Annotated in this window: 22 protein-coding genes and 3 tRNA genes; 18 read left to right on the plus strand and 7 right to left on the minus strand. The window is 38.7% G+C overall.

The genetic code is table 11. The features are described from left to right. Nucleotides 1-5 precede the first annotated feature (5 nt). The 8 genes from OCV82_RS01760 (at nt 6) to cdd (ending at nt 8,853) form a co-directional block, all read left to right on the plus strand. Entirely contained in the window at nt 6-1,736 is a 1,731-nt protein-coding gene (locus OCV82_RS01760) for an RNA-binding domain-containing protein (RefSeq protein ID WP_154042814.1), read from the plus strand. Between the two features lie 103 nt (nt 1,737-1,839). Beyond that, on the plus strand, nt 1,840-4,605 hold the full coding sequence (locus OCV82_RS01765; protein WP_154042815.1) for a DEAD/DEAH box helicase: 2,766 nt from the start codon (nt 1,840-1,842) through the stop codon (nt 4,603-4,605). After that, entirely contained in the window at nt 4,598-6,082 is a 1,485-nt protein-coding gene (locus OCV82_RS01770; RefSeq protein ID WP_154042816.1) for a PglZ domain-containing protein, read from the plus strand. The genes OCV82_RS01765 and OCV82_RS01770 overlap by 8 nt, the downstream gene beginning before the upstream one ends. A 1-nt stretch (nt 6,083) precedes the next feature. Beyond that, on the plus strand, nt 6,084-6,707 hold the full coding sequence (locus OCV82_RS01775; protein ID WP_154042817.1) for a hypothetical protein: 624 nt from the start codon (nt 6,084-6,086) through the stop codon (nt 6,705-6,707). A 469-nt stretch (nt 6,708-7,176) separates the two neighbouring features. Beyond that, complete coding sequence (locus OCV82_RS01780; protein ID WP_154042818.1) at nt 7,177-7,587, plus strand: hypothetical protein; 411 nt, start codon at nt 7,177-7,179, stop codon at nt 7,585-7,587. Nucleotides 7,588-7,655: 68 nt separating this feature from the next. Continuing rightward, nucleotides 7,656-7,898: a hypothetical protein gene (locus OCV82_RS01785; protein WP_262542774.1), complete on the plus strand. Its 243-nt coding sequence runs from the start codon at nt 7,656-7,658 to the stop codon at nt 7,896-7,898. 106 nt (nt 7,899-8,004) lie between these two features. Then, the gene (locus tag OCV82_RS01790; RefSeq protein WP_154042819.1) at nt 8,005-8,223 is read left to right on the plus strand and encodes a dephospho-CoA kinase; all 219 of its coding nucleotides are present in this window, start codon (nt 8,005-8,007) and stop codon (nt 8,221-8,223) included. 150 nt (nt 8,224-8,373) lie between these two features. Then, a complete protein-coding gene (gene cdd, locus OCV82_RS01795) occupies nt 8,374-8,853 on the plus strand; it encodes a cytidine deaminase (RefSeq protein ID WP_154042820.1) in 480 nt (159 codons plus the stop codon). Here the strand turns inward: cdd and OCV82_RS01800 are convergent, their stop codons facing one another. Beyond that, nucleotides 8,854-10,473 (minus strand): ABC-F family ATP-binding cassette domain-containing protein, encoded by a 1,620-nt coding sequence (locus OCV82_RS01800; protein WP_154042821.1) that lies wholly within the window; start codon nt 10,471-10,473, stop codon nt 8,854-8,856. Nucleotides 10,474-10,759: 286 nt separating this feature from the next. Between OCV82_RS01800 and OCV82_RS01805 the strand changes: the two genes are divergently transcribed. After that, nucleotides 10,760-11,371, plus strand: a complete 612-nt coding sequence (locus OCV82_RS01805) for a nucleotide exchange factor GrpE (RefSeq protein ID WP_154042822.1) — start codon at nt 10,760-10,762, stop codon at nt 11,369-11,371. 23 nt (nt 11,372-11,394) lie between these two features. Then, the gene (gene dnaJ, locus OCV82_RS01810) at nt 11,395-12,576 is read left to right on the plus strand and encodes a molecular chaperone DnaJ (protein WP_154042823.1); all 1,182 of its coding nucleotides are present in this window, start codon (nt 11,395-11,397) and stop codon (nt 12,574-12,576) included. 71 nt (nt 12,577-12,647) lie between these two features. Here the strand turns inward: dnaJ and OCV82_RS01815 are convergent, their stop codons facing one another. Further along, entirely contained in the window at nt 12,648-14,183 is a 1,536-nt protein-coding gene (locus tag OCV82_RS01815; RefSeq protein WP_154042824.1) for an alpha-N-arabinofuranosidase, read from the minus strand. A 135-nt stretch (nt 14,184-14,318) separates the two neighbouring features. Here OCV82_RS01815 and mltG point away from each other — a divergent pair, with 135 nt between their 5' ends. Continuing rightward, entirely contained in the window at nt 14,319-15,344 is a 1,026-nt protein-coding gene (mltG, locus tag OCV82_RS01820) for an endolytic transglycosylase MltG (protein WP_154042825.1), read from the plus strand. Between the two features lie 80 nt (nt 15,345-15,424). Here the strand turns inward: mltG and OCV82_RS01825 are convergent, their stop codons facing one another. Together OCV82_RS01825 and OCV82_RS01830 are read right to left on the minus strand one after the other, a co-directional pair. Then, nucleotides 15,425-16,114 carry a potassium channel family protein gene (locus OCV82_RS01825; protein WP_154042826.1) on the minus strand — a complete coding sequence of 230 codons (690 nt, stop codon included), beginning with the start codon at nt 16,112-16,114 and terminating at the stop codon, nt 15,425-15,427. A gap of 23 nt (nt 16,115-16,137) precedes the next feature. Further along, the gene (locus tag OCV82_RS01830) at nt 16,138-17,964 is read right to left on the minus strand and encodes a TrkH family potassium uptake protein (protein ID WP_154042827.1); all 1,827 of its coding nucleotides are present in this window, start codon (nt 17,962-17,964) and stop codon (nt 16,138-16,140) included. 235 nt (nt 17,965-18,199) lie between these two features. Here OCV82_RS01830 and OCV82_RS01835 point away from each other — a divergent pair, with 235 nt between their 5' ends. From OCV82_RS01835 to OCV82_RS01850, 4 genes are all read left to right on the plus strand, one after another. Then, nucleotides 18,200-19,573, plus strand: a complete 1,374-nt coding sequence (locus OCV82_RS01835) for a TrpB-like pyridoxal phosphate-dependent enzyme (RefSeq protein WP_154042828.1) — start codon at nt 18,200-18,202, stop codon at nt 19,571-19,573. A 236-nt stretch (nt 19,574-19,809) separates the two neighbouring features. Then, a tRNA-Glu gene (locus OCV82_RS01840) sits at nt 19,810-19,881 on the plus strand. A 41-nt stretch (nt 19,882-19,922) separates the two neighbouring features. Next, nucleotides 19,923-19,994: transfer RNA gene (locus OCV82_RS01845), tRNA-Glu, on the plus strand. A gap of 41 nt (nt 19,995-20,035) precedes the next feature. Beyond that, nucleotides 20,036-20,107: transfer RNA gene (locus OCV82_RS01850), tRNA-Glu, on the plus strand. Nucleotides 20,108-20,176: 69 nt separating this feature from the next. On the opposite strand, the gene OCV82_RS01855 is transcribed toward OCV82_RS01850, so the two are convergent. From OCV82_RS01855 to OCV82_RS01865, 3 genes are read right to left on the minus strand one after another with little or no spacing between them, the layout of a single operon-like run. Next, nucleotides 20,177-20,887, minus strand: a complete 711-nt coding sequence (locus OCV82_RS01855) for a 4'-phosphopantetheinyl transferase family protein (RefSeq protein WP_154042829.1) — start codon at nt 20,885-20,887, stop codon at nt 20,177-20,179. Nucleotides 20,888-20,904: 17 nt separating this feature from the next. Continuing rightward, complete coding sequence (gene gldE / locus OCV82_RS01860; protein ID WP_154042830.1) at nt 20,905-22,257, minus strand: gliding motility-associated protein GldE; 1,353 nt, start codon at nt 22,255-22,257, stop codon at nt 20,905-20,907. Nucleotides 22,258-22,287: 30 nt separating this feature from the next. Continuing rightward, nucleotides 22,288-22,737 (minus strand): single-stranded DNA-binding protein, encoded by a 450-nt coding sequence (locus tag OCV82_RS01865; RefSeq protein WP_154042831.1) that lies wholly within the window; start codon nt 22,735-22,737, stop codon nt 22,288-22,290. Nucleotides 22,738-23,089: 352 nt separating this feature from the next. Between OCV82_RS01865 and OCV82_RS01870 the strand changes: the two genes are divergently transcribed. The 3 genes from OCV82_RS01870 (at nt 23,090) to OCV82_RS01880 (ending at nt 26,722) form a co-directional block, all read left to right on the plus strand. Then, nucleotides 23,090-23,365: an HU family DNA-binding protein gene (locus OCV82_RS01870; protein WP_154042832.1), complete on the plus strand. Its 276-nt coding sequence runs from the start codon at nt 23,090-23,092 to the stop codon at nt 23,363-23,365. 247 nt (nt 23,366-23,612) lie between these two features. After that, on the plus strand, nt 23,613-25,187 hold the full coding sequence (locus OCV82_RS01875) for an Rne/Rng family ribonuclease (RefSeq protein ID WP_154042833.1): 1,575 nt from the start codon (nt 23,613-23,615) through the stop codon (nt 25,185-25,187). Between the two features lie 161 nt (nt 25,188-25,348). Next, nucleotides 25,349-26,722 (plus strand): C1 family peptidase, encoded by a 1,374-nt coding sequence (locus tag OCV82_RS01880; protein ID WP_154042834.1) that lies wholly within the window; start codon nt 25,349-25,351, stop codon nt 26,720-26,722. The last annotated feature ends 50 nt before the right edge of the window (nt 26,723-26,772 follow it).

The following is a 26,772-nucleotide window of genomic DNA, read 5'->3' on the forward strand; positions in this document are numbered from 1 at the left end:
CATATATGAGAAAATATACAAAGTTAAGTGTTCAATGGTTTTATAATTTGCTCGAACGCGGAGAGTGCGATATCATGGATTTCAAGGAACAACTTGAGGATAAGACATTGTTTGGCAAATCAATGAAGAACTTTGCTCCTAAGTATGATGAGACAGCAAGAGATGTGGTGGCCTTTGCGAATAACAAGGGTGGATTCCTGTTTATAGGTATAGTTGATGGAACAAAGGAAGTAAACAATAATTTCGTATATGATGACGAAAAAGTTTATGAACTTATTCATCAGGTACAAGACCGCACAGAACCTACCATAACACTTACACCTCATAAAATAAAGGTAAAAGGAAAAGATTTGCTGGTTCTGGAAATTCCTTTCTCGTCACAGTTACATCGCACAAGCCGCGGGGAGTTCTTGATACGCAGTAACAATGGTAATCGTCCTATAGAACCATACGAAATGGCAACTATTATGTCAGAAAAAGGATTGATAGTGTACGATCAAAAAGAATGGCAGATAGCCGGTGAATGGATAGACGAAACCCGTATCCAGAACTTATTGGGACTAATAGAAGCAAGAGACCCTGACAGTCCTTATCTGGATAAGACTAGGGAAGATTTTCTCGACTCTCTTGGTATGACAAAAGAAATAGGCAACGCAACATTGCCTACAACAACAGGTATTCTTTTTGTAGGGAATCAGAGTGCATTGAAAGAATTGCCGTTTTATGAAGTAAAATATATTCATTACTTTGAAGATGGAACATATAAGCCCTACGAATATAAGGGTAATATTATAGAAGTAGCAAAAGAATGCTTTGCTCAACTAAAAGCTGAAATCAGACAGAAAGAGTATGTATTTGGACTTTTTCGCGAATATGTTGAAGATTATTCAGAAATAGTAATTCGTGAATTGTTGATAAATGCACTGGCCCACAGGAGCCTAAGCAGACAACAGATTGTAGAGATTAGGAAATATGACGATGGTGGTTATCTGGAAATAGAAAGTCCGGGATTATTTCCGGAGGGTGTGACCACAGAAAACTACTTACGAAAAACCAATCCGCGTAATCCAAATGTAATGGATATTTTAAGAGAAATTGGTATGGCGGAAAAAGCCGGAAGTGGATTTGATAAAATATTTACCGATTTACTAAAAAAAGGCAAATCATTGCCTGAACCGGAAGAAACAGAAACATCTGTTATATTCCGGATAAAGGCAGATGTAGTTTCAGAAAAACTCATAGAGTTGTCTTTATTGTATGAAAGCCAGGTAGGAAAACCTATGAAGCTTGATGAATTACTAATTCTCTCCGAGATTATTAACAATAAACAAGTTAAAGTATCAGACCTTGCTCTATCACCTAATATAAGTCCTTACAGGTTACAATCAATATTAGATAAGCTTTATGATTTGGAATTTATAGAACCTACAGGCAAAACATCTGGTCTGGCATATATTCTTCATGTAAGCAAACGAGCAAATATGGGTGATAAAATTGAATATGTCAACACAAAAAAACAGGAAAAGGCTAGACAAAAGGAGGCAATCTTAAGATATTTGGATTCTATAGAGACTATAAATAATACGGAAGCTCGCATGTTACTGAAATTACAGGAAAAAGACCGCTCAAAGGTTTCCCGTTTGTTTGCAGAATTAGTAAATGAAGGAGAAATTTTGCAAACGGAGGATAGTGTAACTAACAACGTGAGATACAGAAGAATACGAGAGCTATCATAAACAATTCCGTTTGCAGGTTCGTTTGCAGAAAACATAATTTGCAAACGGAATAGCAAACGGGAAAACGTTTCCGGAAGAGTAGTGATTTAAAGATTAAACCAGAATGAAATATAAAGGTAAGAGTGTTGAAATAATAGGCAGCAAGACTTTATTTGGAAAGGATACAGTATGGATTCATATTCTTGAGGACAACACCTTTGTACAAGTTTTGCGCTCTGATCTTGAAGATGATATAACTGATGATAAGAAAATCGGTATGTCGTACCTTCGTTATGTAGCCATAGCTGCACGAATAAAAGAGGAAATGGCACAAAAAAGATTACTTGCTCCATACGAAAGTAGTCTGATACCACTTCCTCATCAGATTTTAGTATTGGAAAAGGTAATGCAGGGTGTACAGACAAGATTTCTTCTGGCTGATGAGGTGGGTATGGGAAAGACTATCGAAGCCGGCCTTATCATAAAAGAAAAGAAATTAAGAGGTGAGCTGAAACGAATCTTGCTTGTTGTTCCCAAGTCGGCAATGCTTCAATGGCAACAAGAGCTCAAAGAGCATTTCAATGAAAGCTTTTACATATATGACAGTGAATTCATTTCCGGTATGGCCCGTACATTCGCGAGTTTTGAGGCCGAAGAAGAGTTAAACTTCTGGAAACAGCATAATCAGATTATCGTCTCTACAGATGCACTAAAGCCACTGATAGCGAGACAGGGATGGACCGAGGATAAAATAGATGAATACAATAGGTACCGTCTTGAGTCTGTGGTAAATGCAGATTTTGATATGCTTATCTTGGATGAAGCCCATCGTATGGGTGGTTCTACTGCATTAGTGTCAAGATATCAAATGGCAGAAACCTTATGTAACTCTGTTCCAAATGTCCTATTACTTTCAGCAACCCCACATCGCGGTAAAAGTGATCATTTCAGAAGAGTACTTCAATTAATTGATTCGGATACTTTTACTGGGGAAGGTACACCAAGTATTCAAGAAATTGAGCCATACATAATGCGTTCTGAAAAACGTAATGCTGTGGACTATGATGGCAAAAAGTTATTCCAACCCAGAAATACAGTAAGAATAAATGTCAATCTTGATAATGACCAACATAGATTACAGATTGCTCTTTATAAGCGTGTAACTGAATACGTACGCTATTGTTTTGGAAAAGCTAAGCACGGCAACAGGAATGCAACTGGTCTTGTAATGGTCATGATGCAAAAACTGGCCAGTAGTAGTACTGCTGCCATACTATCTGCCATGCAGACCAGATTATGGCGTTTGCAGAACGGCTGTGTAGATGACATCAGTAATTATGATGAAGAAGAAACTGTAGATTTTGAGGATTTGAACACAGAAGATTATTCTGTGGAATATCCGAATGCAAACTATATAAATGAAGAAACTGCTTTAGCAGAACTTATTACAGAAGCCCAAAACTGCCTTGCAAACGAACAGGATGCAAAAACTACAGCATTGATTCAGAACATCTATTCTCTGCAAGACAAATATAATGATTCCAATCTTAAGATTCTGGTATTTACAGAATTCATAAAAACACAAGCCTATCTTACCGAACAGCTGGAAAAAGCAGGATTTACCACAGTTGGCATAAATGGCAGCATGGACTTGCAAGAACGACAGAAAGCATTAATAAAATTCAAAAACAATGCTCAGGTCATGATTGCAACTGATGCTGCAGGCGAATCTCTGAACATGCAGTTTTGTAATATCGTGTTTAACTATGATTTACCGTGGAATCCTATGGCTATAGAACAGAGGATAGGACGTGTGGACCGTATTGGACAAAAGCATCCTGTCATTGCATATAATATGTTAACAAACAACTCTGTTGATACCCGAGTTTATGAGATTATTGTAGAAAAGCTTGATGCCATACTGAATGAACTGGGAATAGATAAAAGTGGAGATGTGCTGGATTCTACAATAAACATGAAAGATGTAAATCATCTCTACCTTCAATCATTACTCGACCCTAAAAGATTTGAATTTGCAAGTGAGAGTTGGTTATATGAGATACGGCAAAAATTACACGATTATAAGGCCACAGAAGGTTTGCTACCATCTTTCTCAGAACAAGATATTGTGAAAGAAAGTGCAGGAGAAGTAAAATACAGCCCTCTTCCAGTTTGGCTTGAAGAGCTTCTGGACCTTTACGCCATAAGTGAAAACGGAAAAATAAACAAGTTACTTACAGGTATAACTGAATATGAAATAAACGGACAGAAGATAAACGCATGTTTTGATTCTTCATCAATAGGGTTTAATCCTGAATGTGAACATTTAACCTTGCAGCATCCCTATATCAAGCGTTTGCTTGATGGTATTGACGGGAATAGCCAAAAGAAAATTCCGGTTATAAAATCACACGATGGAAATGACATTAATGGTTTCCTCACTGTTTGGAAAATATCTGCCAAGAACAATTATGAAACTAAAATAACCTACAGTGCTCAATTTGTGGCAGATAATGGCAAAGTTTACGCTCCATACGGCAATGATGTTTGGAACAGACTTGTACAAACCAAAGATGCATTTGAATATTGTGGTGAAATGCCTTATAATTTGGATTTTGACAATAATTCCATTCTACAGAATAATCTACATGCAGTGTTTCACAGGATGGAATGTGAAATAGAAAATAATCTTAAAAGCATATTTGAAAAGAAGGTTAGAGCAATAGATTATTCTGAACAAAGAATTAGCAAAATTGGTATTAGCAATATAAGAAATTCAAAACTGAAAAGGCTAAAAGAAGAAAGAAAGAATTGGCAAGCCGGATTCGAAAAATCAAAAAGTATTATCCCAGATGTAACAATGATTTTGACAGTTAGAGTAAATGGATAGTTTTATACAAAGAATAATAGATAGCATCACATCCGAAACACATCTGATTAGTGTCGTTAACAATCCGGATGGTTTCTTAAGCAGACCTGATACACAAGAGAAAATACTCAAAGAGTCAGGTTTGCTCCTACTCCCTATTGAGTCTTCTATTGAACTAAGAGTACGTTTTGAACTAAGTGATAAAAACTCCGGAAATAAGGTATGTTACATTTATGACGATGTGGAAAGTATTCTACCTGATATTATGATGCATATTTATGTAGCACCAACTTTTAAGATATCTAAATTACTTCCTGCATGTAATGAGATAGTACTACTCAAGGCAAACAACCTTACATTCAATATTGCATCTTATATATACAAAAAGAAGTTTACCAATACACTTACAGCACAGGAAACCATTAAATTATTGGAAGAAACTGATAGCATATATGGCACAGATGAAGAAACACTTAAAAAAGAGTTCAATAGAATTCAATTAAAATGGGAAAAAGTTGAAACAATAGAGAAAATATCTTACTTGTTACTTTCTGCAATCAAGAACAATTTATACGACAATATTGTTCCTGTTCTAGAAACCATTAATGAGGATTTTCAAAAGTTCATTGATAATAAATATGCTTCAATGATTAACTCTTCAGCCATTCAAAGACCTAAAATGGTACATAAAATATTGCCTAATATATTACATCAGCACTCCAGAACAGATAAAGTTGCACTTGTAATCATAGACGGAATGAGTTATTGGCAATATCTTTTGCTGAAGAGAGAACTAAGTTTTCTAGAAATAGAAACTGATGATAATCAAATCCTTTCATGGATTCCATCCATTACAAAATTATCAAGACAGGCTATATTCAGAGGTGAATCGCCTATTATTGAATATAATCAGTCGCCAAAGTCTGAAAGTAGTTTATGGATTGATTTCTGGACTTCTTCAAAACAAAAAGCATCAAACCGAATGCAGAATTATGAAGTAGGATATATTCACGGCAGTTTGTGTATGGATAACATGCAATATCGTAGAATTGCTTTAGTAGATACAGATCTTGATGAAAAAATGCATTCTTCATCCAGTAATAAAGAGTTGTATCTTCTTACTGAAAATTGGGCACACGATACAGCTAAAGATATAAAAGAATTACACGAAAATGGGTATCATATATATATAACTACAGATCATGGTAATGTATATACTTCCCCATGGAGAAATCTGACTTCACAAGAAAAAACTTTTCTTTTTGAAAAAGAGAGCAGGGGCAAACGCCACTTAATTTATTCAAAAAAAGAATATCTTGACGGATTTATATCATCCAATAATGATATTGAAAATCAACTTCTCCGCACGGATAAATGGACAAATAATAGTGCTGTATGGAGAAATCTGTATAGTTTTAATAATAATGAATGTATAACTCATGGAGGATCTCACTTTCTTGAAGTAGTAATACCTTTCATCACAATTAAAAAGAAATAATATGGGAAAAACTGTTGGAATCAATCAGCGAATAAGTACAAATGTTATTGAGATGGCTATAAAAGCAGCCTTGGAAGGGTGTTATTCATCTGAATTTGCAGCAGATTTGGCTTCAGGAGAATATGAAGGGAGCAACAGAATAAATAAAGCACGTAGTATCATAGGAAAATTATCTATACGTAATCCTTTATTCCCTTTTATTGAAGAACACAAAAATGAGTATTATGTAGCGATGAAGCATAAAAATGATAGAGCTATTATCTTTACATCTTTAATTAATGCTGCATATAGTTTTGGATATGATGCAATGGTTGTCCTTGGAAAATTCTTCCATGTTCAGGATGAAGTATCAACACAGCTCATACTAAATAAAATGTCTTCAATATACGCTAGTAATCGTTCTTTGCCCAATGCTCTATATTGCATAATGCCAATGTACATCGAAGCCGGTCTGATAAACCGTCCTAAAACAGGTATTTATACAAAAGTGGATTACGAAGGTATTTCTACATTTGCCCGTAAACTATATATTAAATCATTTTTGGTTCATAATGATTTTATAGAAGAAGAGGATATTGACTCTTTGGAACATCCTTATTTTGAGTTTATCACATATAATATATAGTATTGTTCTTTGTTCAATAGAATTTGTTCAATAGGACAAATACACACTGAATATCAACATATTATATTTGACATATATATATTTTTTACTCGTATTTTTTGTTCAATAAAAAACCAAATAATAAAGAACTGAAAATATAATAATGAAATGCAAGGTGTTCAGTGAATGAATAGCAAGATTGTGAATAGTGCTATAATTAATAAGGCTTTGCAAACCTTTTGCAAAACATTTTCAAATGCCATTTAAATACTGCTTAATCAGTGTTTAAATGGTATTTAAACAAACTATAGAAGAACACTTATCCTGTTGATGACTTTTATGTAGGCAATCTGAGTGTTTACCATAATTCCATTAAAATGTTCACCTTGATACTATATCTGTGTATCTTTATCATAAAGAAGCTAATGATACAAGCTCTTATAAATGATTTCGTAAACCGACAGCAATATGTAAATTATTATATTTCCAAATGCTGAAAGAATTATGTTCTGAAGGTTATCTTGTTTCTGACGGTATCGGAAGAGGAACTACATATCATTTGAATAAAGATAGTAATCTTAATAGTTCAGATGGAAACCTTAACAGCTCAGATGAAAACCTTAATAGTTCGGATGAAAACCTTAACAGTTCCAATGATGATTATCTTAAGACAAATACTCAAAAAACAATTAAAAAGAAGTATAGCCAAAAAGAATTATTTGGAATAATACAGAATAGTACCCAAACTTGGAAATCAGTAGAGGAAATAGCCCTTGAAATAAGGCGAAGTACACAATATCTGAAAGGGGAAATTATTCCAGTGATGGTGAATAAAGGACTTTTGGAAAGAGAACATGCTATGCCTAATCATCCGGCTCAAAGATATAAAAGGAAGTTTTGAAATTTACTCAAAAAACAGGAAAATGAGCGTACAAGAATTCATTTGCAGATTTCTAAAAACTTCACACTATGAAAGAACTGAAACAACAAGTCATTATAGAGGAACATCCTGATATAGAGATAAATTATGTAGAGGATGCAAATGTCCCTCAAGATGTCCCTCAAGATGTCCCTCAAGACGAAGATTTAGATACCTGGATTGAAGAACAGGTTGCCACTTATCCTAAAATTACAACTGAAGAATTGACTTCACAATCAGGGAAAGGCATAAGAACGATTAAACGCCATATAGCTAAGATGAAGAAGCTCTGATATTGATGCTACATCATTTGAGAAGTTTGAGAAGTTTTTAAAAGAAAATTAGGAAATAAAGAAATAAATTGTACTTTTGCATTATATAGATTATAAATCCAAATATATGAATGTGACAGTTTTTAATCCGGCTCAATTGCAAGTGCTTGAAATGATGTCGTTTGTGGACAGTCCTGAAGCATTAGCTGAACTTAAAAAGGCTATTTCTGACTATTTCGCCAAGCAAGCGCAAAAGGAGATTGACCGCTTGTGGGAGAATGGAGAATTGAATGAGGAAAAAGTCGATAAATTCCATCAACTACATGAACGTACTCCATATAAATGAATATGAGAAACATTGTATTGGATACTAACTCACTTATTATTGCTATTTCAGCGAAGAATGACTATTAGTACCCTTACGGAAGCTCAATATGATAAGGTGAATGGTGAGATGGGAGATGGAAACCTAAACAAGACCTAAAAACTTCACACTATGAAAGAACTAAAACAACAAGTCATAATAAGAAAATACCAGTTCGAAGAACTTACTGATTCAGACAAACAACTGATAGAGGCTGCAAAAGAAGCTACAAAGAGAAGCTATGCCCCATACTCACATTTCAATGTAGGAGCAGCAGCCATGCTTGATGACGGCACGATAGTGACCGGCTCAAACCAGGAGAATGCCGCCTACCCTTCCGGGCTGTGCGCGGAACGCACTACCCTGTTTCATGCAGGTTCTGAATATCCTGACAAAGCTGTAACAACACTGGCCATTGCGGCATCAAACAGCGAAGGATTCACAGAACAGCCTGTCACTCCGTGCGGAGCATGCCGACAGGTAATGCTGGAAGCCGAACAAAGACACCACCGCCCTATCCGTATGCTTATGTACGGCACTGCCTGTATATACGAAACAAGGGGAACAAAAGATTTGCTCCCCCTGTCGTTTGGTATTGAATCAATGGAATGATTATTTGTCGCCATACATACGTGCGCGCATTTCCTTGATATGGTCTGATGTGATGTATTCATCGTACTCCATCATCTTGTCGATGATACCGTTAGGTGTCAGTTCGATGATACGGTTGGCAACAGTCTGAATGAATTCGTGGTCGTGTGATGCAAACAGCACGTTACCCTTGTATTGCTTCAGATTGTTGTTGAATGCCTGAATAGACTCCAGATCGAGGTGGTTTGTAGGAGTGTCAAGGATAAGACAGTTGGCATTTCTCAACTGCATACGTGCAATCATGCATCGCATCTTCTCTCCTCCCGAAAGTACATTCACTTTCTTCAGCACTTCTTCACCGGAGAACAGCATACGTCCGAGGAATCCCTTCATCTCCACTTCATTGCCCTGTCCGTACTGGCTCAACCAGTCAACAAGATTAAGATCGCAATTGAAGAAGTCAGTATTGTCAAGTGGCAGATATGCAGTAGTGATAGTCACACCCCAGTTGAAGTGTCCTGCCTGTGGTTTGCGACGTTCATTGATGATCTCGAAGAATGCAGTCATCGCACGTGGGTCACGGCTCAGGAATACTATCTTGTCACCCTTCTCAACATTGAAGTTTACATCGTTGAAAAGAACAATTCCATCTTCAGTTTCGGCACGAAGTCCTGAAACTTCAAGAATCTGATTACCCGGCTCGCGGTCCATAGTGAAGATAATACCAGGATATTTACGTGATGAAGGCTTGATTTCGTCCACATTAAGTTTCTCAAGCATCTTCTTACGGCTGGTAGTCTGTTTTGATTTTGCCACGTTGGCAGAGAAACGGCGTATAAATTCTTCAAGTTCCTTACGCTTTTCTTCAGCCTTAGCTTTCTGGTTCTGCTGCTGACGAAGTGCGAGCTGGCTTGATTCGTACCAGAAGCTATAGTTACCGGCAAAGAGGTTAACCTTACCGAAGTCGATATCCACTGTGTGGGTACATACAGAGTCGAGGAAGTGACGGTCGTGGCTCACTACAAGTACTGTATGTTCGAAATTTGAAAGATATTCTTCCAGCCATGTCACAGTTTCCATGTCGAGGTCGTTGGTAGGCTCGTCCAGAAGCAGGTTGTCAGGATTACCGAACAATGCCTGTGCAAGCATGACACGCACCTTTTCCTTACCGCTGAGGTCACCCATCAGCATATAGTGCTTGTCTTCCTTTATACCAAGTCCGCTAAGAAGAATAGCAGCATCGCTTTCTGCGTTCCATCCTTCAAGTTCTGCAAATTTTTCTTCAAGTTCTGCAGCCTTAATTCCGTCTTCATCGGTAAAATCTTCTTTGGCGTACAGTGCTTCGCGCTGCTTCATGATGTCCCAAAGCACAGTATGTCCCATAAGGACTGTATCCAGTACAGTATGTTCGTCGAACTTGAAGTGGTCCTGACTAAGAACTGAAAGACGTTCGCCCGGTCCCAGCGTAACGCTTCCCTTAGTAGGGTCAAGTTCACCGGAAATTACCTTAAGAAATGTTGACTTACCTGCACCGTTGGCACCTATCACACCGTAAATATTACCGTTGGTGAACTTCATGTTCACATCGTTGTACAATACTCTCTTACCGAATTGAACGGCTACATTAGAAACTGTAATCATTTTATAAGTTTGTTTGTATGTATATACCTAAATTATACTGTTATTCTGAAATTTGCGTGCAAAGGTACTAAATATCCCACTAATTTACAATGCAGTGAAAGGCATATCACTCCCAGAACACGGCTTTTTATAAGTTTTTTTGTGTCAGTATGTCAGTTTTTTAGTAATTTTGCGGCTGTTTATGCATACAGAACATTACAGGCACGGTTTTTGTAGTACAGCCAACAGCCGTATGCAAGTCCGGCACTTAAATCACAGATTAATAATAAAATAACAACATAAAGACATGAATAAAAATCAGAATCAAAATCCGGAAGAAGAAATATTGAAGAACGAGGAAGCTGAAAACCAGCAGCAGGAAACTGAAACTCAGGCTGAAGAAACAAACTCTGCCGAAAATGCAGGTGAAGAGAAGGAAGCCGAACTTTCAGAAGAGGAAAAAGCAGCAAAAGAACTTGAAGAGACAAAACAGGCTCTTGAGGACTATAAAGACAAATATCTGCGTCTTTCGGCTGAATTTGACAATTACCGCAAACGTACAATGAAGGAAAAAGCCGAACTTATCAAAAACGGTGGCGAAAAGGCTATCTCGGCTATTCTGCCTATCCTTGACGACTTGGAACGTGCTTTGCAGAACATGCAGAAGGCAGACGATGTTAAGGCTATGTACGAAGGTATTGACCTGATACATCAGAAGTTCCTGAAAAACCTTGGTCACGAAGGGCTTGAAAAGATGAATCCTGTGGGAGAAGCATTCGATACTGATTTCCACGAGGCAATAGCTCTTGTTCCTGCTCAGGATGAAGCACAGAAAGGCAAGATTTTGGACTGTGTACAGACTGGTTACAAACTGAATGACAAAGTTATACGCCACGCCAAAGTGGTAGTTGCTCAATAATACAATAAAACCACATCGCAAATATGGCTACTAAAAGAGATTACTACGAAGTGCTTGGCGTGGAGAAAACAGCCACAGCAGACGAAATAAAGAAGGCATACCGTAAGAAAGCAATCCAGTATCACCCTGACAAAAATCCGGGAGACAAGGAAGCTGAAGAGAAATTCAAGGAAGCCGCAGAAGCATACGAAGTATTGAGCAATCCTGACAAGCGTTCACGCTACGACCAGTTCGGTCATGCAGGCGTAGGCGGTGCTGCAGGAGGCGGATACGGAGGTTTCGGCGGACAGGGTATGTCTATGGATGATATATTCTCTATGTTTGGTGACATCTTTGGCGGACACAGCGGTTTCGGAGGATTCGGCGGTTTCGGAGGTGGCGGAGGCCAGCCAAGACAACGCAAATTCCGCGGTGCAGACCTTAGGGTAAAGGCTAAACTTACGCTGAAGGAAATTGCTGAAGGAACTGAAAAGAAATTCAAGGTAAAGAAATACGTTCCTTGTTCACACTGTCACGGAACAGGTGCCGAAGGAAACAGCGGAACAGAGACTTGTCCTACATGTCACGGAACAGGTAGCGTGACACGTACTCAGCAGAGTATCTTCGGAATGATGCAGACTCAGTCTGTATGTCCTCAGTGTAACGGTGAAGGAAAAATCATCAAGAACAAGTGTAAGGAATGTAACGGCGAAGGCGTAGTTTACGGCGAAGAAGTAGTTACAGTAAAAATACCTGCCGGAGTAGCAGAAGGTATGCAGGTTACCATCAACGGTAAGGGTAATGCCGGAAAGCACAACGGTGTGGCAGGCGACCTGCTTGTTCTTATAGAAGAAGAAAAGCATCCTGAACTGATAAGAGACGAAAGCGACCTTATTTATAATCTGCTTCTTAGTGTTCCTCAGGCAGCGCTTGGTGGTACAGTGGAAATCCCTACAATAGACGGCAAGGCTAAAATCAAGATTGAACCGGGAACACAGCCTGGTAAGGTTCTCCGTCTGAGAGGCAAAGGTCTGCCTAACATCAACAGCTACGGCTACAGCACCGGAACAGGTGACCTGCTGGTAAACGTAAGTGTATATATCCCTGAAACTCTTACAAAAGAAGAACGTCAGGCACTCGAAAAATGGCAGGAATCCGAAAGTTTCAAGCCTAACACCAGTCTGAAGGAAAAAATCTTCAAGAAATTCAGAAGTCTTTTCGACTGATTGATACATATATAAAAATAGAGCGGTACTTTTCTTAAAGCGCCGCTCTATTTTTTTGCATTATTCAAATATTATTTCAACTCCAAAGTTACGATAGATTTGGCAGGAAGTTTCACATTCAAGACATTCTTCGAAATCTTTGCTCCCTTGAATTCTTTCGGGCAAACGACGTTTGGGTTTTCAAAGGTATTGTAGTCATCTATATTTTCAGATGTCAATATTCTTCCTGACACTGACTTGAGTGTTTCGCCGTCAAGTTTAATGGTTATTTCCTGTTCCTCGTCAAGGCTTACGTTCGACAGTGATATATGTGTCACACCATCCTTGCGTGAAGCTGTTGCACTCACCATCGGAACTTCGCGGTTATCTCTCACTACCTTGTAATTACATTCAAGGTTCAAAGGAAGATATGTGGCATCCTGATGAACATTATACATCTCGAACACGTGATATGTAGGAGTAAGCACCATCTTGTCTTCTTTTGTAAGAATCATTGACTGAAGAACGTTCGCTATCTGAGCGATGTTAGTCATCTTCACACGGTCTGTATATTTATGGAATACATCGAGTGAAAGAGAAGCTACAAATGCGTCACGCATAGTGTTCTGCTGATAAAGATGTCCAGGAATAGAGCCAGGTTCCTGATCCCACCATGTACCCCATTCGTCAACCATAAGGGCAATCTGTTTCTTAGGATCGTATTTATCCATTATGGCAATATGGCGTTTCAACACATCTTCTATTTCAAGACACTTACCCATTGTCCAGTAGTAATCATCGTCAGTGAATTCCGTAGCCGAACCTTTGCTACCTTCCCATCCTGTAACGGTGTAATAATGCAAAGAAACACCGTCCATTCTGTGACCGATATTCTTCATCAATGTTTCAGTCCAATCGTAATCATAGTCGCTTGCACCGCTGGCAATCTTGAACAGAACATTTCCGTTATAGTTTCTGCAATATGTTGAATAACGGCGATAAAGGTCTGAATAATACTCAGGACGCATGCTTCCACCGCATCCCCAGCTTTCGTTCCCTACTCCGAAATATTTAACCTTCCATGGCTTTTCACGTCCGTTTTCCTTACGCAGTTTCGCCATAGGGCTACCCTGCTCGGCTGTCATATATTCCACCCATTTTGCCATTTCCTCTACAGTTCCGCTTCCTACGTTACCGCTGATATAAGGTTCGCAACCCAGCATCTCACATAGATTGAGGAATTCATGAGTACCGAAGCTGTTGTCTTCCACTGTACCTCCCCAGTTATTGTTCACCATACGCGGACGGTTCTCCTTAGGTCCGATTCCGTCCATCCAGTGATATTCGTCGGCAAAACAACCTCCCGGCCATCTCAATACAGGAACCTTCAGTTTCTTCAATGCTTCAAGAACATCTGTTCTGTAACCGTCAACGTTAGGTATTGAGGAATTCTCGCCTACCCACAGACCACCATAAATACATGTTCCAAGATGTTCTGCAAACTGCCCGTAAATTTCTTTCGGGATAATCTGATTTCCTTTCTCAGGATAAATCTCGATACTTGCTTTCTGCTGTGCAAATGCAGGAATTCCTGCCATAAAAGCCAATGCCAATAGCGTATTTTTCATGTTTGTAAATAAAATAAATTATAAGATTATAGTTTGAGTATGGAGCAAAGATACTATAAATATGATATTAGCAAAAAAATAATTGCCAAAAATACACTTATTTTCATATCTTTGTAGCATTAACCAGTTTTTTATATGAAGAAGAAAGCATTAATTATCTCCTTATCCGTGATTTCAGCGATTATTCTGTCTGCTGCAGTCAGCACATACTTATTGTTATTTAGCAAACCTTTCAACATTAATAATCCTACGTTTATTTATATAGATGAGGACGACTCTTCCGACTCTGTTTTTGTCAAAATTGAAAGAAATCTTAACCCCAAAAGTATGTCAGGGATAAAGTTTCTGGCAAAAATCAAAGGTTATGGAGAGAATATACATACCGGAGCATACAGGATAAGCCCGCAATCATCCGTACTTGAAGCCTTCAGAAAGATTGAATCCGGAAGACAGACTCCTGTGAAACTGATAATTCCGAGTGTAAGAACTATGGACAAACTGGCATCAAGAGTAGCCAGACAGATTATGGCTGATTCAGCCAGCATATCTGCCCTGCTGAATGACAGCAGCTACATAGCCACACTTGGATATGACAAAGCTACTATTCCCGCACTTTTTATACCTAATACGTATGAGGTTTATTGGAATATGACAGCTGAAAGCTTCATTAAAAGAATGATAAAGGAAAATAAGAATTTCTGGAGCGCAGAACGTAGGGCAAAGGCAGAAGCGCTGAATATGACCACTACCGAAGTATGCACTCTGGCATCAATAGTTGATGAAGAAACTGCCAACAACGCAGAAAAGCCTCTTGTGGCAGGACTCTACATAAACAGGCTCAAAAGAGGGATGCTTCTCCAGGCCGACCCTACAGTAAAATTCAGCCTACAGGACTTCGGACTTAGAAGAATACTGTTCAAACATCTGGAAACTGACAGCCCCTATAATACCTACAAATATGCCGGGTTACCTCCCGGACCAATCAGAATTGCATCAGTAGCGGGAATAAACAGTGTTTTGAATTATTCAAAACATAATTACATTTACATGTGTGCAAAAGAGGACTTCTCCGGTACTCACAATTTTGCCTCTACTCTAAGCGAGCATAACATAAACGCAAGAAAGTATCAGCAGGCATTGAACAGAAGAAACATAAAATAAACATATGATATAGACAGAGGGATTAGTCTTGACATTTCATCAATACTAATCCCTCATGTTTTTATAAAGCCATACTGTCTTTATTTTACAGATTTCCAGAACTTGATAAAATCGGCATACTGGCCATAACAAACCAGACCGTCATCCTGTTTCAACTCGTAATCCTCAGGATAAGATACTTCTGAAACTTTCTCAACCTTTGATATTCCAAGAATATTTGAAGTATGTTTTCCCATAATCACGGATATAATACGTATCTTGAATTCTTCCTCTATGCTTAACTCATTGATTTTATATCCTATGAGTTTGGAAGGTATTGAGAATTTAAATACGTAATTGTTTTCATCAACGGAGAAATGCTCTACCTCGGCATTAAGTTCCATAAGCTGTACCAGAAGCCTTGCAGCATCTTTCTCCGGAGTCAATATTCTATCCAATGAAAATGCGTCAAGAACAGCCTTATGCACTTCATCTGCGGCACGTGCATATATATGCTTTACGTTATGTTTCTTCAATAATGATACAATCCTTACGGAAGCTCCGAAATTTTCGCCTATGGCCACAATGACTATATCCACACTGTTAAGAGGCAGAACAGACAGTGCCATCTCATCTGTAACATCGAGGACATAAGTTGTGGCAACTTTGTCTTTATAACGTTCCGCCTGAAGTTCCTCTGAGTCAACGCCGACAACTTCGTGACCTAGAGTCGTAAGCTCTTCTGCCAACACTCCACCATAATTGCCTAATCCTATAATAAGATATTTCATATCAAATGTATTTTATTGTTTTATCAGTTTATTATAATATTGTCACTTGGATATTTGTAGTTTTTCTTTTTCTCCTGTCTTATAAGTCCGCTTACCAATGTAAAAGCTCCAACACGACCAACAAACATAAGAACTATTATCAGGAGTTTGCCGGCATTGCTCAAAGTCGGTGTAAGATCAAGGCTGGAGCCTACCGTACTCAAAGCAGATACACATTCAAAGACCAATGCCATGACAGACGCATTCGGTTCTATGACAGTCATCAGGAATATTGCAAAGAAAACAATAAGAAGATAAAGAATCAAAGCCGCATTTGAACGTTTTACCGAATCGGATGAAATCTCGCGATGCAGAATATATGTTCTCTCCACCCCTCTAAGCACGGCAAAAAGGTTTATCAGAATCACAGCAAAGACATTTATCTTCACACCTCCGGCAGTTGACTGTGTTCCGCCACCTATCATCATCAGAATAATCATAAGCAGAAGAGTCTGTGTGGAAAGTGTGGTAAGTCCGACACTGGCAAAACCCGCAGTTCGTGGACATACGGAATTGAAGAAGGCGTGGACCACTTTGTCTGCCGCATCCATACCGGCAAAAGCATGATTCCATTCAAAAAGAAGAATGACAATTGTTCCCAGCAACAAAAGTGCTCCTGTCATAAACAAAACAATCTTGGTATTCAGATTGTACAAATGAATTTTCTTAATGAACCTGCGACGACGGAAAAACAGTCTGGAAAAACAATATCGGAAATAATAGAATATCGTGTCTTTCATATTCACCAATATAGGGAAACCTATACCGCCAAATACAATAAGCAATGACAATACGATATAAAGAAAATTGTGATTATGCATCACCATGTCATTACCCATTCCACCAGGAAGTGTAGAAAAACCGGCGTTACAGAATGCTGATATGGAATGAAAAGCTGCAAAATAAAGCTCCTCATAAAACGTCATTCCAAGGGTTCCGTGTATGTCAATCCATATCAGAAACATACCTATTCCCTCAATGGCAAGAGTAAATCCCAATATATATAATAATGTAGATAATAATGAGTTCAATGAATTGGTACTTATCATATCGCCTACAACCAACTGGTTGTAAAGCGACGTATTCCCCATAAAGAACATGGCGAAGAAGCTGGTTATAGTCATCACTCCCAAACCACCTATTTGAATAAGCAGCATTATTATAATCTGACCTTCCATGGTAAATGTGGAAGGTACATCGACAGATACAAGTCCGGTTACACACGTTGCACTGGTGGAGATAAACAACGCATCTATCCACGATATGCCATTATATGTAGCCCTTGGAAGCATCAGAAGTCCGGCTCCGACAATTATTATTATAAAAAAGCTTGACGCCAGAATAAGTGAAGGATTTGTTTTTCGTCCCAAAAGCCGGACAAAAAAACCGGACAGCAACGTAAAGGACATAAGCAGAAGAACAGCCCCCTTATAATAACTGCTATTGAAGAATATCCATATCCAATATGCTGCATTACCAGGTTCCGGCAGATGAAAAACAACAGGCAACAGTGTAAGATAAAGACCTATATCAAGCAACCAGGTCCACACTGTGAACTTATTGCCTTCTTCGTTTGAAAACAGATGACTTAATGCTGTATTGACCAAAAAAACAATCCAAACGGAGTTTGAGACAGCATGAAGTACGGAATGTACATTTTCCGTGACCGTGAAACCGTAACGATATACTATAGAAGCTATGAATAAAATAGCTGCAAAACATGCTAGCCATGAAAACCAGTCAACCACCTGATAAATGCGGGGCAATACAAGCTTCTTTCTATATAATATTAAACGTTCCCAATTATCCATATTCTTTTTAACTTTAAAAAGATACATGCAAACTTACACAAAAAAAATGGTGAAACAGCCAATAGCATACAAAAAGTTGAGTTTACCACTCAATTAGCACAAAACGCAATTATTAAATAGATTTCTCCTTACATTATTCTATCTATTTTTAATATTTAGTATCAAATAATCGAGTATTTCTTTGCTAAATAAACTTTTTTGTCTATTTTTGAGCAGAACTTTAAAATAAATAGCCATGAGCGAGAAACAGAAAAGATTTTTCCTAAAGGAAAACGAGATACCTACACACTGGTATAATATTCAAGCGGACATGAAGAACAAGCCAATGCCGCCACTCAATCCTGCTACAAAAGAACCGTTGAAGGCAGAAGATCTTTACCCTATCTTTGCAAAAGAACTGTGCCATCAGGAGCTGAACCAGACTGACGCATGGATAGAAATTCCGGAAGAGGTTAGAGAAATGTATAAATACTACAGAAGCACCCCACTTGTAAGAGCATATGGTCTGGAAAAAGCTTTGGGAACACCGGCACACATATATTTCAAAAATGAAAGCGTAAGCCCGATTGGTTCTCATAAACTTAATTCGGCACTGGCACAGGCATATTACTGCAAGAAGGAAGGTGTGACAAACATCACTACCGAAACCGGAGCAGGACAATGGGGAGCTGCCCTGTCATATGCGGCCCGCGTGTTCGGACTTGAAGCTGCGGTTTATCAGGTAAAAATCAGCTACGAGCAGAAACCTTACAGACGAAGCATAATGCAGACATTCGGCGCACAGGTCACTCCTTCGCCATCTATGTCAACACGTGCAGGAAAAGATATTCTTACAAAATATCCAAATCATCAGGGATCACTGGGAACAGCCATCTCAGAGGCTATAGAGCTGGCAAGAACAACTCCTAACTGTAAATACACTCTTGGGTCGGTATTAAGCCACGTTACACTGCATCAGACCGTCATCGGACTGGAAGCCGAAAAACAGATGGAAATGGCAGGAGAATATCCTGACATAATTATCGGATGCTTTGGCGGTGGTTCAAATTTCGGCGGTATCTGTTTCCCATTTATGCGCCACACTATCCTGGAAGGCAAAAAGACAAGATATATTGCAGCAGAACCTGCATCCTGCCCTAAACTGACAAGAGGTAAGTTTGAATACGATTTCGGAGACGAAGCCGGATACACTCCTCTCCTGCCAATGTACACTTTGGGGCATAATTTCGCACCTGCCAATATTCATGCTGGAGGTTTGAGATATCATGGTGCAGGTGTCATCGTGTCACAACTTCTGAAAGACGGATTAATGGAAGCTGTAGATGTGAAACAACTTGACACATTCGATGCCGGTATCATGTTTGCAAAAGCCGAAGGTATTATTCCTGCTCCGGAATCATGCCATGCAATAGCAGCTACAATCAATGAAGCCAAGAAATGTATTGAAACAGGCGAAGAGAAAGTAATTCTGTTCAATCTGTCAGGACATGGACTTATTGACATGAGTGCATACGACCAATACTTGTCCGGCAACCTTACAAACTACGAGCTTAGTGAAGAGGAAATAGAAAAAAATCTGGAAGAAGTAAAAAATCTTGGACAGAAATAAGGAATACACACAATACATATAATAATTAATACAACATCCTTAAAATAAGTATGTTAATTAATAAAGTCTGATGTTATCTTCAATTTCCATAAATGAAAGAATATCAGACTTTATCTTTTTTGAGCTGTTTTTACATCGAAAAGTTTGCATATTTAAAAAATATTCGTACCTTTGCACCCGCAATCGGAAATCATCACCGAGGCAATAAGAAAACCGGATATTCCGGAACATAGGATGGCCCGTTCGTCTATCGGTTAGGACGCAAGATTTTCATTCTTGAAAGGGGGGTTCGATTCCCCCACGGGCTACAAAAAAAACAAAGCTGCCGGATATTCCGGAGCATAAGGATGGCCCGTTCGTCTATCGGTTAGGACGCAAGATTTTCATTCTTGAAAGGGGGGTTCGATTCCCCCACGGGCTACAAAAAACAAAAGCTGCCGGATATTCCGGAGCAATAAGGATGGCCCGTTCGTCTATCGGTTAGGACGCAAGATTTTCATTCTTGAAAGGGGGGTTCGATTCCCCCACGGGCTACGAAAAAAGAGTTGGACAATGAATATCATTAATAGTGATTCATTGTCCAACTCTTTTTTTATTAGTGTCTCAATCGATACAGCTGTAAGTACAAACAAACTCCTCCGTCAGATAAAACTCGATACTCATCTCTGTTTTCAGAGAAGTTCTACACTCATACGCATTCATAGTTCCATTAAAAACTTTAGAGTGTGCATCTACAACAGCGCCATTACCGGAATGTTCAGAAAACGAGACAGAGTTTATACTAAGATGTTCCAGAAAATCCACCTCACTGGAATTTATCATCTTAAACATTGTTTCCTTTGCCGACCAGAACAACAAATACATATTGATTCTGAATTCTTCTACGGTATTATTATCCGCAATATCTGAAACTTTTCTTTCTATAAGAGACATTTCGCCTGAAGAGACAAACCTGCCAACTACCTTTTTCACTCTATCGGAATGATATTCAATATCAATTCCAATTTCCTTTTCAGGGTGAATAATCAACGCTACAAAACCTTTTGTATGAGATATAGATATCCTGCACAACGAGTTCTCAAGATAAGGCTTGCCGGATTCATGATGAAGAACACGACATTCTTTTCCTAAAAGTTCACGAAGAAGCGCCCTTACAGCCAGATATTCCAATTGGCGTGCAGGTGACTTAAAATTGAAAAAATCCTGTGTGAAAGACTTTTCCGTAAGCAAAGAACGGAGCTTCTCTGCGGTTTCAGTCACTCTCCATATTCCGCAGGCAGCTCCGTCAAATTCCCATTTTCTCAGTATAGGCATGTCTTAAATTTCAAAAATCAGTTCTTTTCTTCGCCAGTCTCAGATTCAGATTGTACTGTAACCTTCAATTTAAGAATTCTTCTGGCATCCATTTCGAGTACCTTGAAAGTATACTTCCCAAACACTATCTCCTCATTCAGCGACGGGAATTCACCCTTTACTGCAAGAATAAAGCCGGCCAGTGTTTCCGCATCATCGGAGACCTCCTCAAATTCTTCAGGATCGGCCTTCATTATCTTATAGAAATCCGAAAGAAGAGTCTTTGCCTCAAACACAAACACTCCTTCAGAAAGCTTAACGTATGTTCTTTCCTCATCATCATATTCATCGTTAATCTCCCCTACTATCTCTTCTATAATATCTTCCATGGTAACTATACCCGACGTACCTCCAAACTCGTCAACTACAATTGCCATGTGAACCTTATTTGTCTGAAAGTCCCTGAGCAAGTCATCTATCATTTTTGTTTCCGGCACAAAGAATGCAGGGCGAATAAGCTTTCTCCAGTCAAAGTCATCACCTTTCTCAAGATATGGCAGAAGATCTTTGATATAAAGTACACCCTTTACGTTATCCCTTGTATCCTGATAAACCGGAATACGGGAATATCCGTTATCGACCACACATTTCAGGACTTCTGAAAATGTTGAGTCAATATCGAGATCAACCATATCAAGACGGGAAGTCATTACCTCTTTTGCTGTTTCTTCACCAAATCGGATTATACCTTCCAACATATTGCTCTCTTCGGAAATCTCGTTTTTGTCCGTCAGTTCAAGAGCTTGCGAAAGTTCATCCACAGAAAGAGACTGCGGCTTCTTATAAGCTATTTTATTGATGAAAACTGTTGAACGCACCAACACTGAAGACAAAGGTCTGAATACATAACTCAAGACATTCAGTACAGGAGCCGCCTTACGACTAAAAGCCAAAGCGTTCTGTGCCGAATATATTTTCGGCATTATTTCCCCAAAGAGAAGTAATAGAAATGTAAGAATTACGGTTATGACAAGAAACTCAAGCAATCTTGATCCACCAAAATCGACTACTGATGCAAAAAAGAAATTACACAGCATAATTATCATCACATTGACAAAATTGTTTGAGATGAGAATTGTGGCCAAAAGTCTTTCTGAATTAGCCAATAATGACTTTATACGCTTGTCTGCACTGTGTTTTTCCTCTTCAATATCGCTTAAATCTGATGGCGTCAAAGAAAAGAACGCTATTTCAGATGCCGATACGAAGCCAGAAGCATAAAGTAATAATAATGCTAAAATCAAAGCAATAAAAGCTCCTGTATCGGGAGCTGTAACGGTCACTCCGTTAAATAAATCCGCCAAGCGGCATAAATACGAATCCGGGTCCAAAGAAATAAATTTTAGTTAGACATAAGTTATTTAGAAAGGCAAATCATCAGATGCCTCATCCTGTACGGGAGCTTGCTGTATCGGTTGAGCCGGTGTAACTGCAGGCTGCTGCTGCGAAGCAAATTGCTGCCCACCCTGTTGCGCCGAACGAGGTGTAAGCATTTCCATATTATCACCGAAAATTTCGACTATGTATCTCTTCACTCCATTCTGGTCATCATACGAACGCGAACGGATTTTTCCTTCAATATATAGTTTGTCTCCTTTATGAACATACTTTTCTGCAGTTTCGGCCAAACCTCTCCACAAAACTATATTATGCCATTCTGTACGTTCCGGAACCTGAGTGCCATTTGCCAAAGTATAAGCACGATCGGTTGTAGCTAAAGTAAAAGTAGCCACAGCCACACCACTATCCAGATATCTCACTTCGGGATCCTTCCCTACATTACCTATTAATTGAACTTTGTTTAAAGACATATTCGAAAGTTTTAATAATTCGCATCAAAAATATAGAAAAAAAATGAGAAACCAACCATTTTGCAATATTTTATTGCTACCCCATTGTATGTTAATCAATTTTTATAGAGATAATGATTTTTCAGACAATAAAATTTGTCTACCATTTCTAAGTAGTATAAATATAATGTGAAAACGTATATTAGAGAAACAATAATGCCACATACATGTCTGTACAGACCCCAAAAACAACGTTTTTCGCAATTTTATTGTAAAAATGTCGCAAATAAATTTCTTAAAGAACGAGAAAAGCTATATATTTGCAGACCAAAAATTTAGATAAAGTATAACACAATAATTATTTATTAGCGAAATGACTAAAGCAGATATTGTAAACGAAATTGCAAAAAAGACAGGTATCGACAAAAACACTGTACTGGTTACTTTGGAAGCGTTCATGGGTTCAGTAAAAGAATCGTTATCTAACGAAGAAAATGTCTACCTGAGAGGTTTCGGCAGTTTCGTAGTTAAGAAGAGAGCACAGAAAACAGCTCGTAATATATCAAAGAACACTACAATAATCATCCCGGAACACAATATTCCGGTATTCAAACCAGCAAAGACTTTTACACTTTCAGTGAAGGAATAATTAATTTTAGTATTAACCCTATAAAAATTTTAAAGCTATGCCAAGCGGAAAGAAAAGAAAAAGACATAAAATGTCTACTCACAAGCGTAAAAAAAGACTAAGAAAGAACAGACATAAAAGCAAAAAATAATTGTTAGTCTGTCCCGACTTCAATAAAGAACAAACTTGCAAAGAACTGTTTCAGTCTTTCGGGTTTGTTCTTTGTCTTAATTAAGAATTTAAACAATTTCCATTAAACCAAGAAAAAGTGACAAGCGAATTAGTTGTTGACGTACAGCCCAAAGAGATTTCTATAGCCCTGCTGGAAGACAAGAATCTGGTAGAGTTTCAGAAAGAAGAAAGAAACCTTTCTTTCTCTGTCGGGAATATGTATGTGGGCAAAGTAAAAAAACTTATGCCCGGACTTAATGCATGCTTCGTGGATGTCGGCTTCGAAAAAGACGCATTCCTTCACTATCTTGATTTGGGACCACAGTTTCATTCTTATCAAAAGTATCTAAAGCAAGTAATCAGTGACCGTAAGAAACTTTTTCCTATATCAAAGGCAAACTCTCTGCCGGATATTGACAAAGACGGTTCAATATCAAATATCCTCCAGCAAGGTCAGGAAGTAATTGTTCAGATAGTAAAAGAACCTATCTCTACAAAAGGTCCCCGCCTTACATGCGAACTTTCATTTGCAGGAAGATATCTGGTACTCATTCCGTTCAACGACAAAGTTTCTGTTTCGCAAAAAATAAAATCAAGCGAAGAGAGGACACGATTGAAGCAACTCCTTCAGAGCATCAAGCCAAAAAACTTCGGTATTATAGTAAGAACAGTAGCCGAAGGAAAAAGGGTGGCAGAACTGGATGCCGAACTGAAAGTATTGCTCAAACATTGGGAAGAAACAATAACTAAGGTGCAGTCTGCTACAAAGCTGCCCACACTGGTATATGAGGAAACAAGCCGCACTGTCGCTATGCTGCGCGACCTGTTCAATCCGTCATACGAAAATATTTATGTAAACGATGAAACCGTTTACAACGAAGTAAAAGACTATGTAGCCCTGATAGCTCCCGAACGCGGGAACATTGTAAAGCGTTACACCGGTCAGCTTCCCATTTTCGACAACTTTGCCATCACAAAGCAAATAAAATCATCATTCGGTAAGACTGTTTCGTACAAAAGCGGTGCTTATCTCATTATTGAACATACCGAAGCGCTTCACGTGGTAGATGTGAACAGCGGTAACCGCTCAAAATCCGCCAACGGCCAGGAAGCCAACGCCCTAGACGTAAACTTAGGTGCTGCCGACGAACTGGCACGCCAGCTCCGACTAAGGGATATGGGTGGTATAATAGTTGTCGATTTCATTGATATGAACCTTGCCGAGAACCGTCAGAAACTATACGAACGCATGTGTCAGAACATGCAGAAGGACAGGGCAAAGCATAACATCCTGCCGTTAAGCAAATTCGGCCTTATGCAGATAACCCGACAAAGAGTTCGTCCTGCAATGGACGTGACTACCGACGAAGAATGTCCTGTATGTTTCGGTAAAGGTAAAATCAAACCTTCGATACTTTTCACAGATTCTCTGGAAAGCAAACTGGACTATTTGGTCAACAAATTAAAAGTGAAAAAATTCACGTTGCATATACATCCGTACGTTGCTGCTTACGTAAACCAAGGTATGGTTTCACTAAAGCGTAAATGGCAAATGAAATACGGATTTGGTATCAAAGTCATTCCTAATCAGAACCTTGCAATGCTGGAATATAAATTCTATGATCCAAAAGGTGAAGAAATAGACATGAAGGAAGAGTTTGAAATCAAATAAAAAAAAGCAAAAAGAAAGAAATCAAGACTGCATGGCTGTCCATAAAACAAGTAAAGGACACCATGCAGTTTCTTTTTTATACAGCACTATGATAAAACTTGCATCATCCAACTAAAAATGCCATCTTTGCAACAGAAACAAAAACAAATAACCATAAACACATGAAAAAAACATTATTCACAGCAGCTCTAGGAGCTATTGCATTAAGTGCAGGGGCACAGCAAATCACTGAGTCAGATCTGAAGGATATACAGTCATCATTCGTGATGGATGCATCTACAAAAGCACTTCAGAACATAATCACAAACGATGCCAACCTGAGAAAACTGTCTCTAAACAGAGATATTCAAGGTGAAACAGACCACTACTTCAAATATAAAGTTGATGTGAAAGGTATAACAGACCAGCAGCAGTCTGGAAGATGCTGGATGTTTACTTCTATGAACGTACTCCGTCCGTCGGTAATGAAACAGTTCAACATCAAGGAATTCGACTTCTCACACAACTATAACTATTTCTGGGATATGTTCGAAAAGAGTAATCTTTTCCTTGAAAATGCCATTGCTACAGCTGATCATGACATGTTGGAACGTGACGTAGAGTTTTATTTCAGAACACCTGTAGGCGACGGTGGCGTTTGGAACCTGTTCTATAATATCGCTGAAAAATACGGCGTAGTTCCTCAGACTGTCATGCCGGAAACTGCACACTCAAATAACACGACACAGATGCGTTCCGTGCTCAACGAACGTCTGCGCACAGGAGGATACGAACTCCGTAATCTGGTAAACGGAAAGAAAAGCAAGAAAGAGATAGCAGAAGCCAAGAAGGCTATATTAAAAGATGTTTACAGAATCCTTTCACTCTGCCTCGGCAATCCTCCCAGCCAGTTCGAATGGAGATACGAAACCACAGCCGGTGAAATCAAGACACTGAAAACTACTCCTAAGGAATTCTATAACATGATCAAACCGGAAAACTACAATCCGGAATCATACGTCATGATAATGAACGACCCTACCCGCGAGTACTATAAGGTTTATGAGATTGCAAACTACCGCAATACATACGAAGGCGTGAACTGGATATATCTGAACCTGCCTAACGATGTCATCAAAAAAGCGGCTATATCTTCTATCAAGGGTAATGAAGCCATGTATGCATCAGTTGATGTAGCTATGTATAATTCTGCCGACGGAGTTTGTCATCCTGAAATGTTCGATTATTCCTCACTTTTCGGAATCAAGCTTGACATGGACAAGAAAGCAAGAATCCTTACAAGAGAAAGCGGTTCGGCTCATGCAATGACTCTGATGGCAGTTGATACAGATGAGAATGACCAGCCATTGAAATGGCAGTTTGAAAACAGCTGGGGCCCTACTGCTGGCCATAACGGATATATGACGTTCACCGACAAATGGTTCGATGAATATTTGTTCCGTATAGTAATAAACAAGAAATATCTTGACGAGAAATCTCTGAAGGCTGCAAAACAGAAACCTGTAGAACTTCCTGCATGGGATTATATGTTCTAAAAGTCTAAAATTATTAATATAATAAGAGCCATATCATAACCCCTATAAAT

This window comes from Bacteroides cellulolyticus (assembly GCF_025567135.1).
Lineage (GTDB): Bacteria > Bacteroidota > Bacteroidia > Bacteroidales > Bacteroidaceae > Phocaeicola > Phocaeicola cellulolyticus.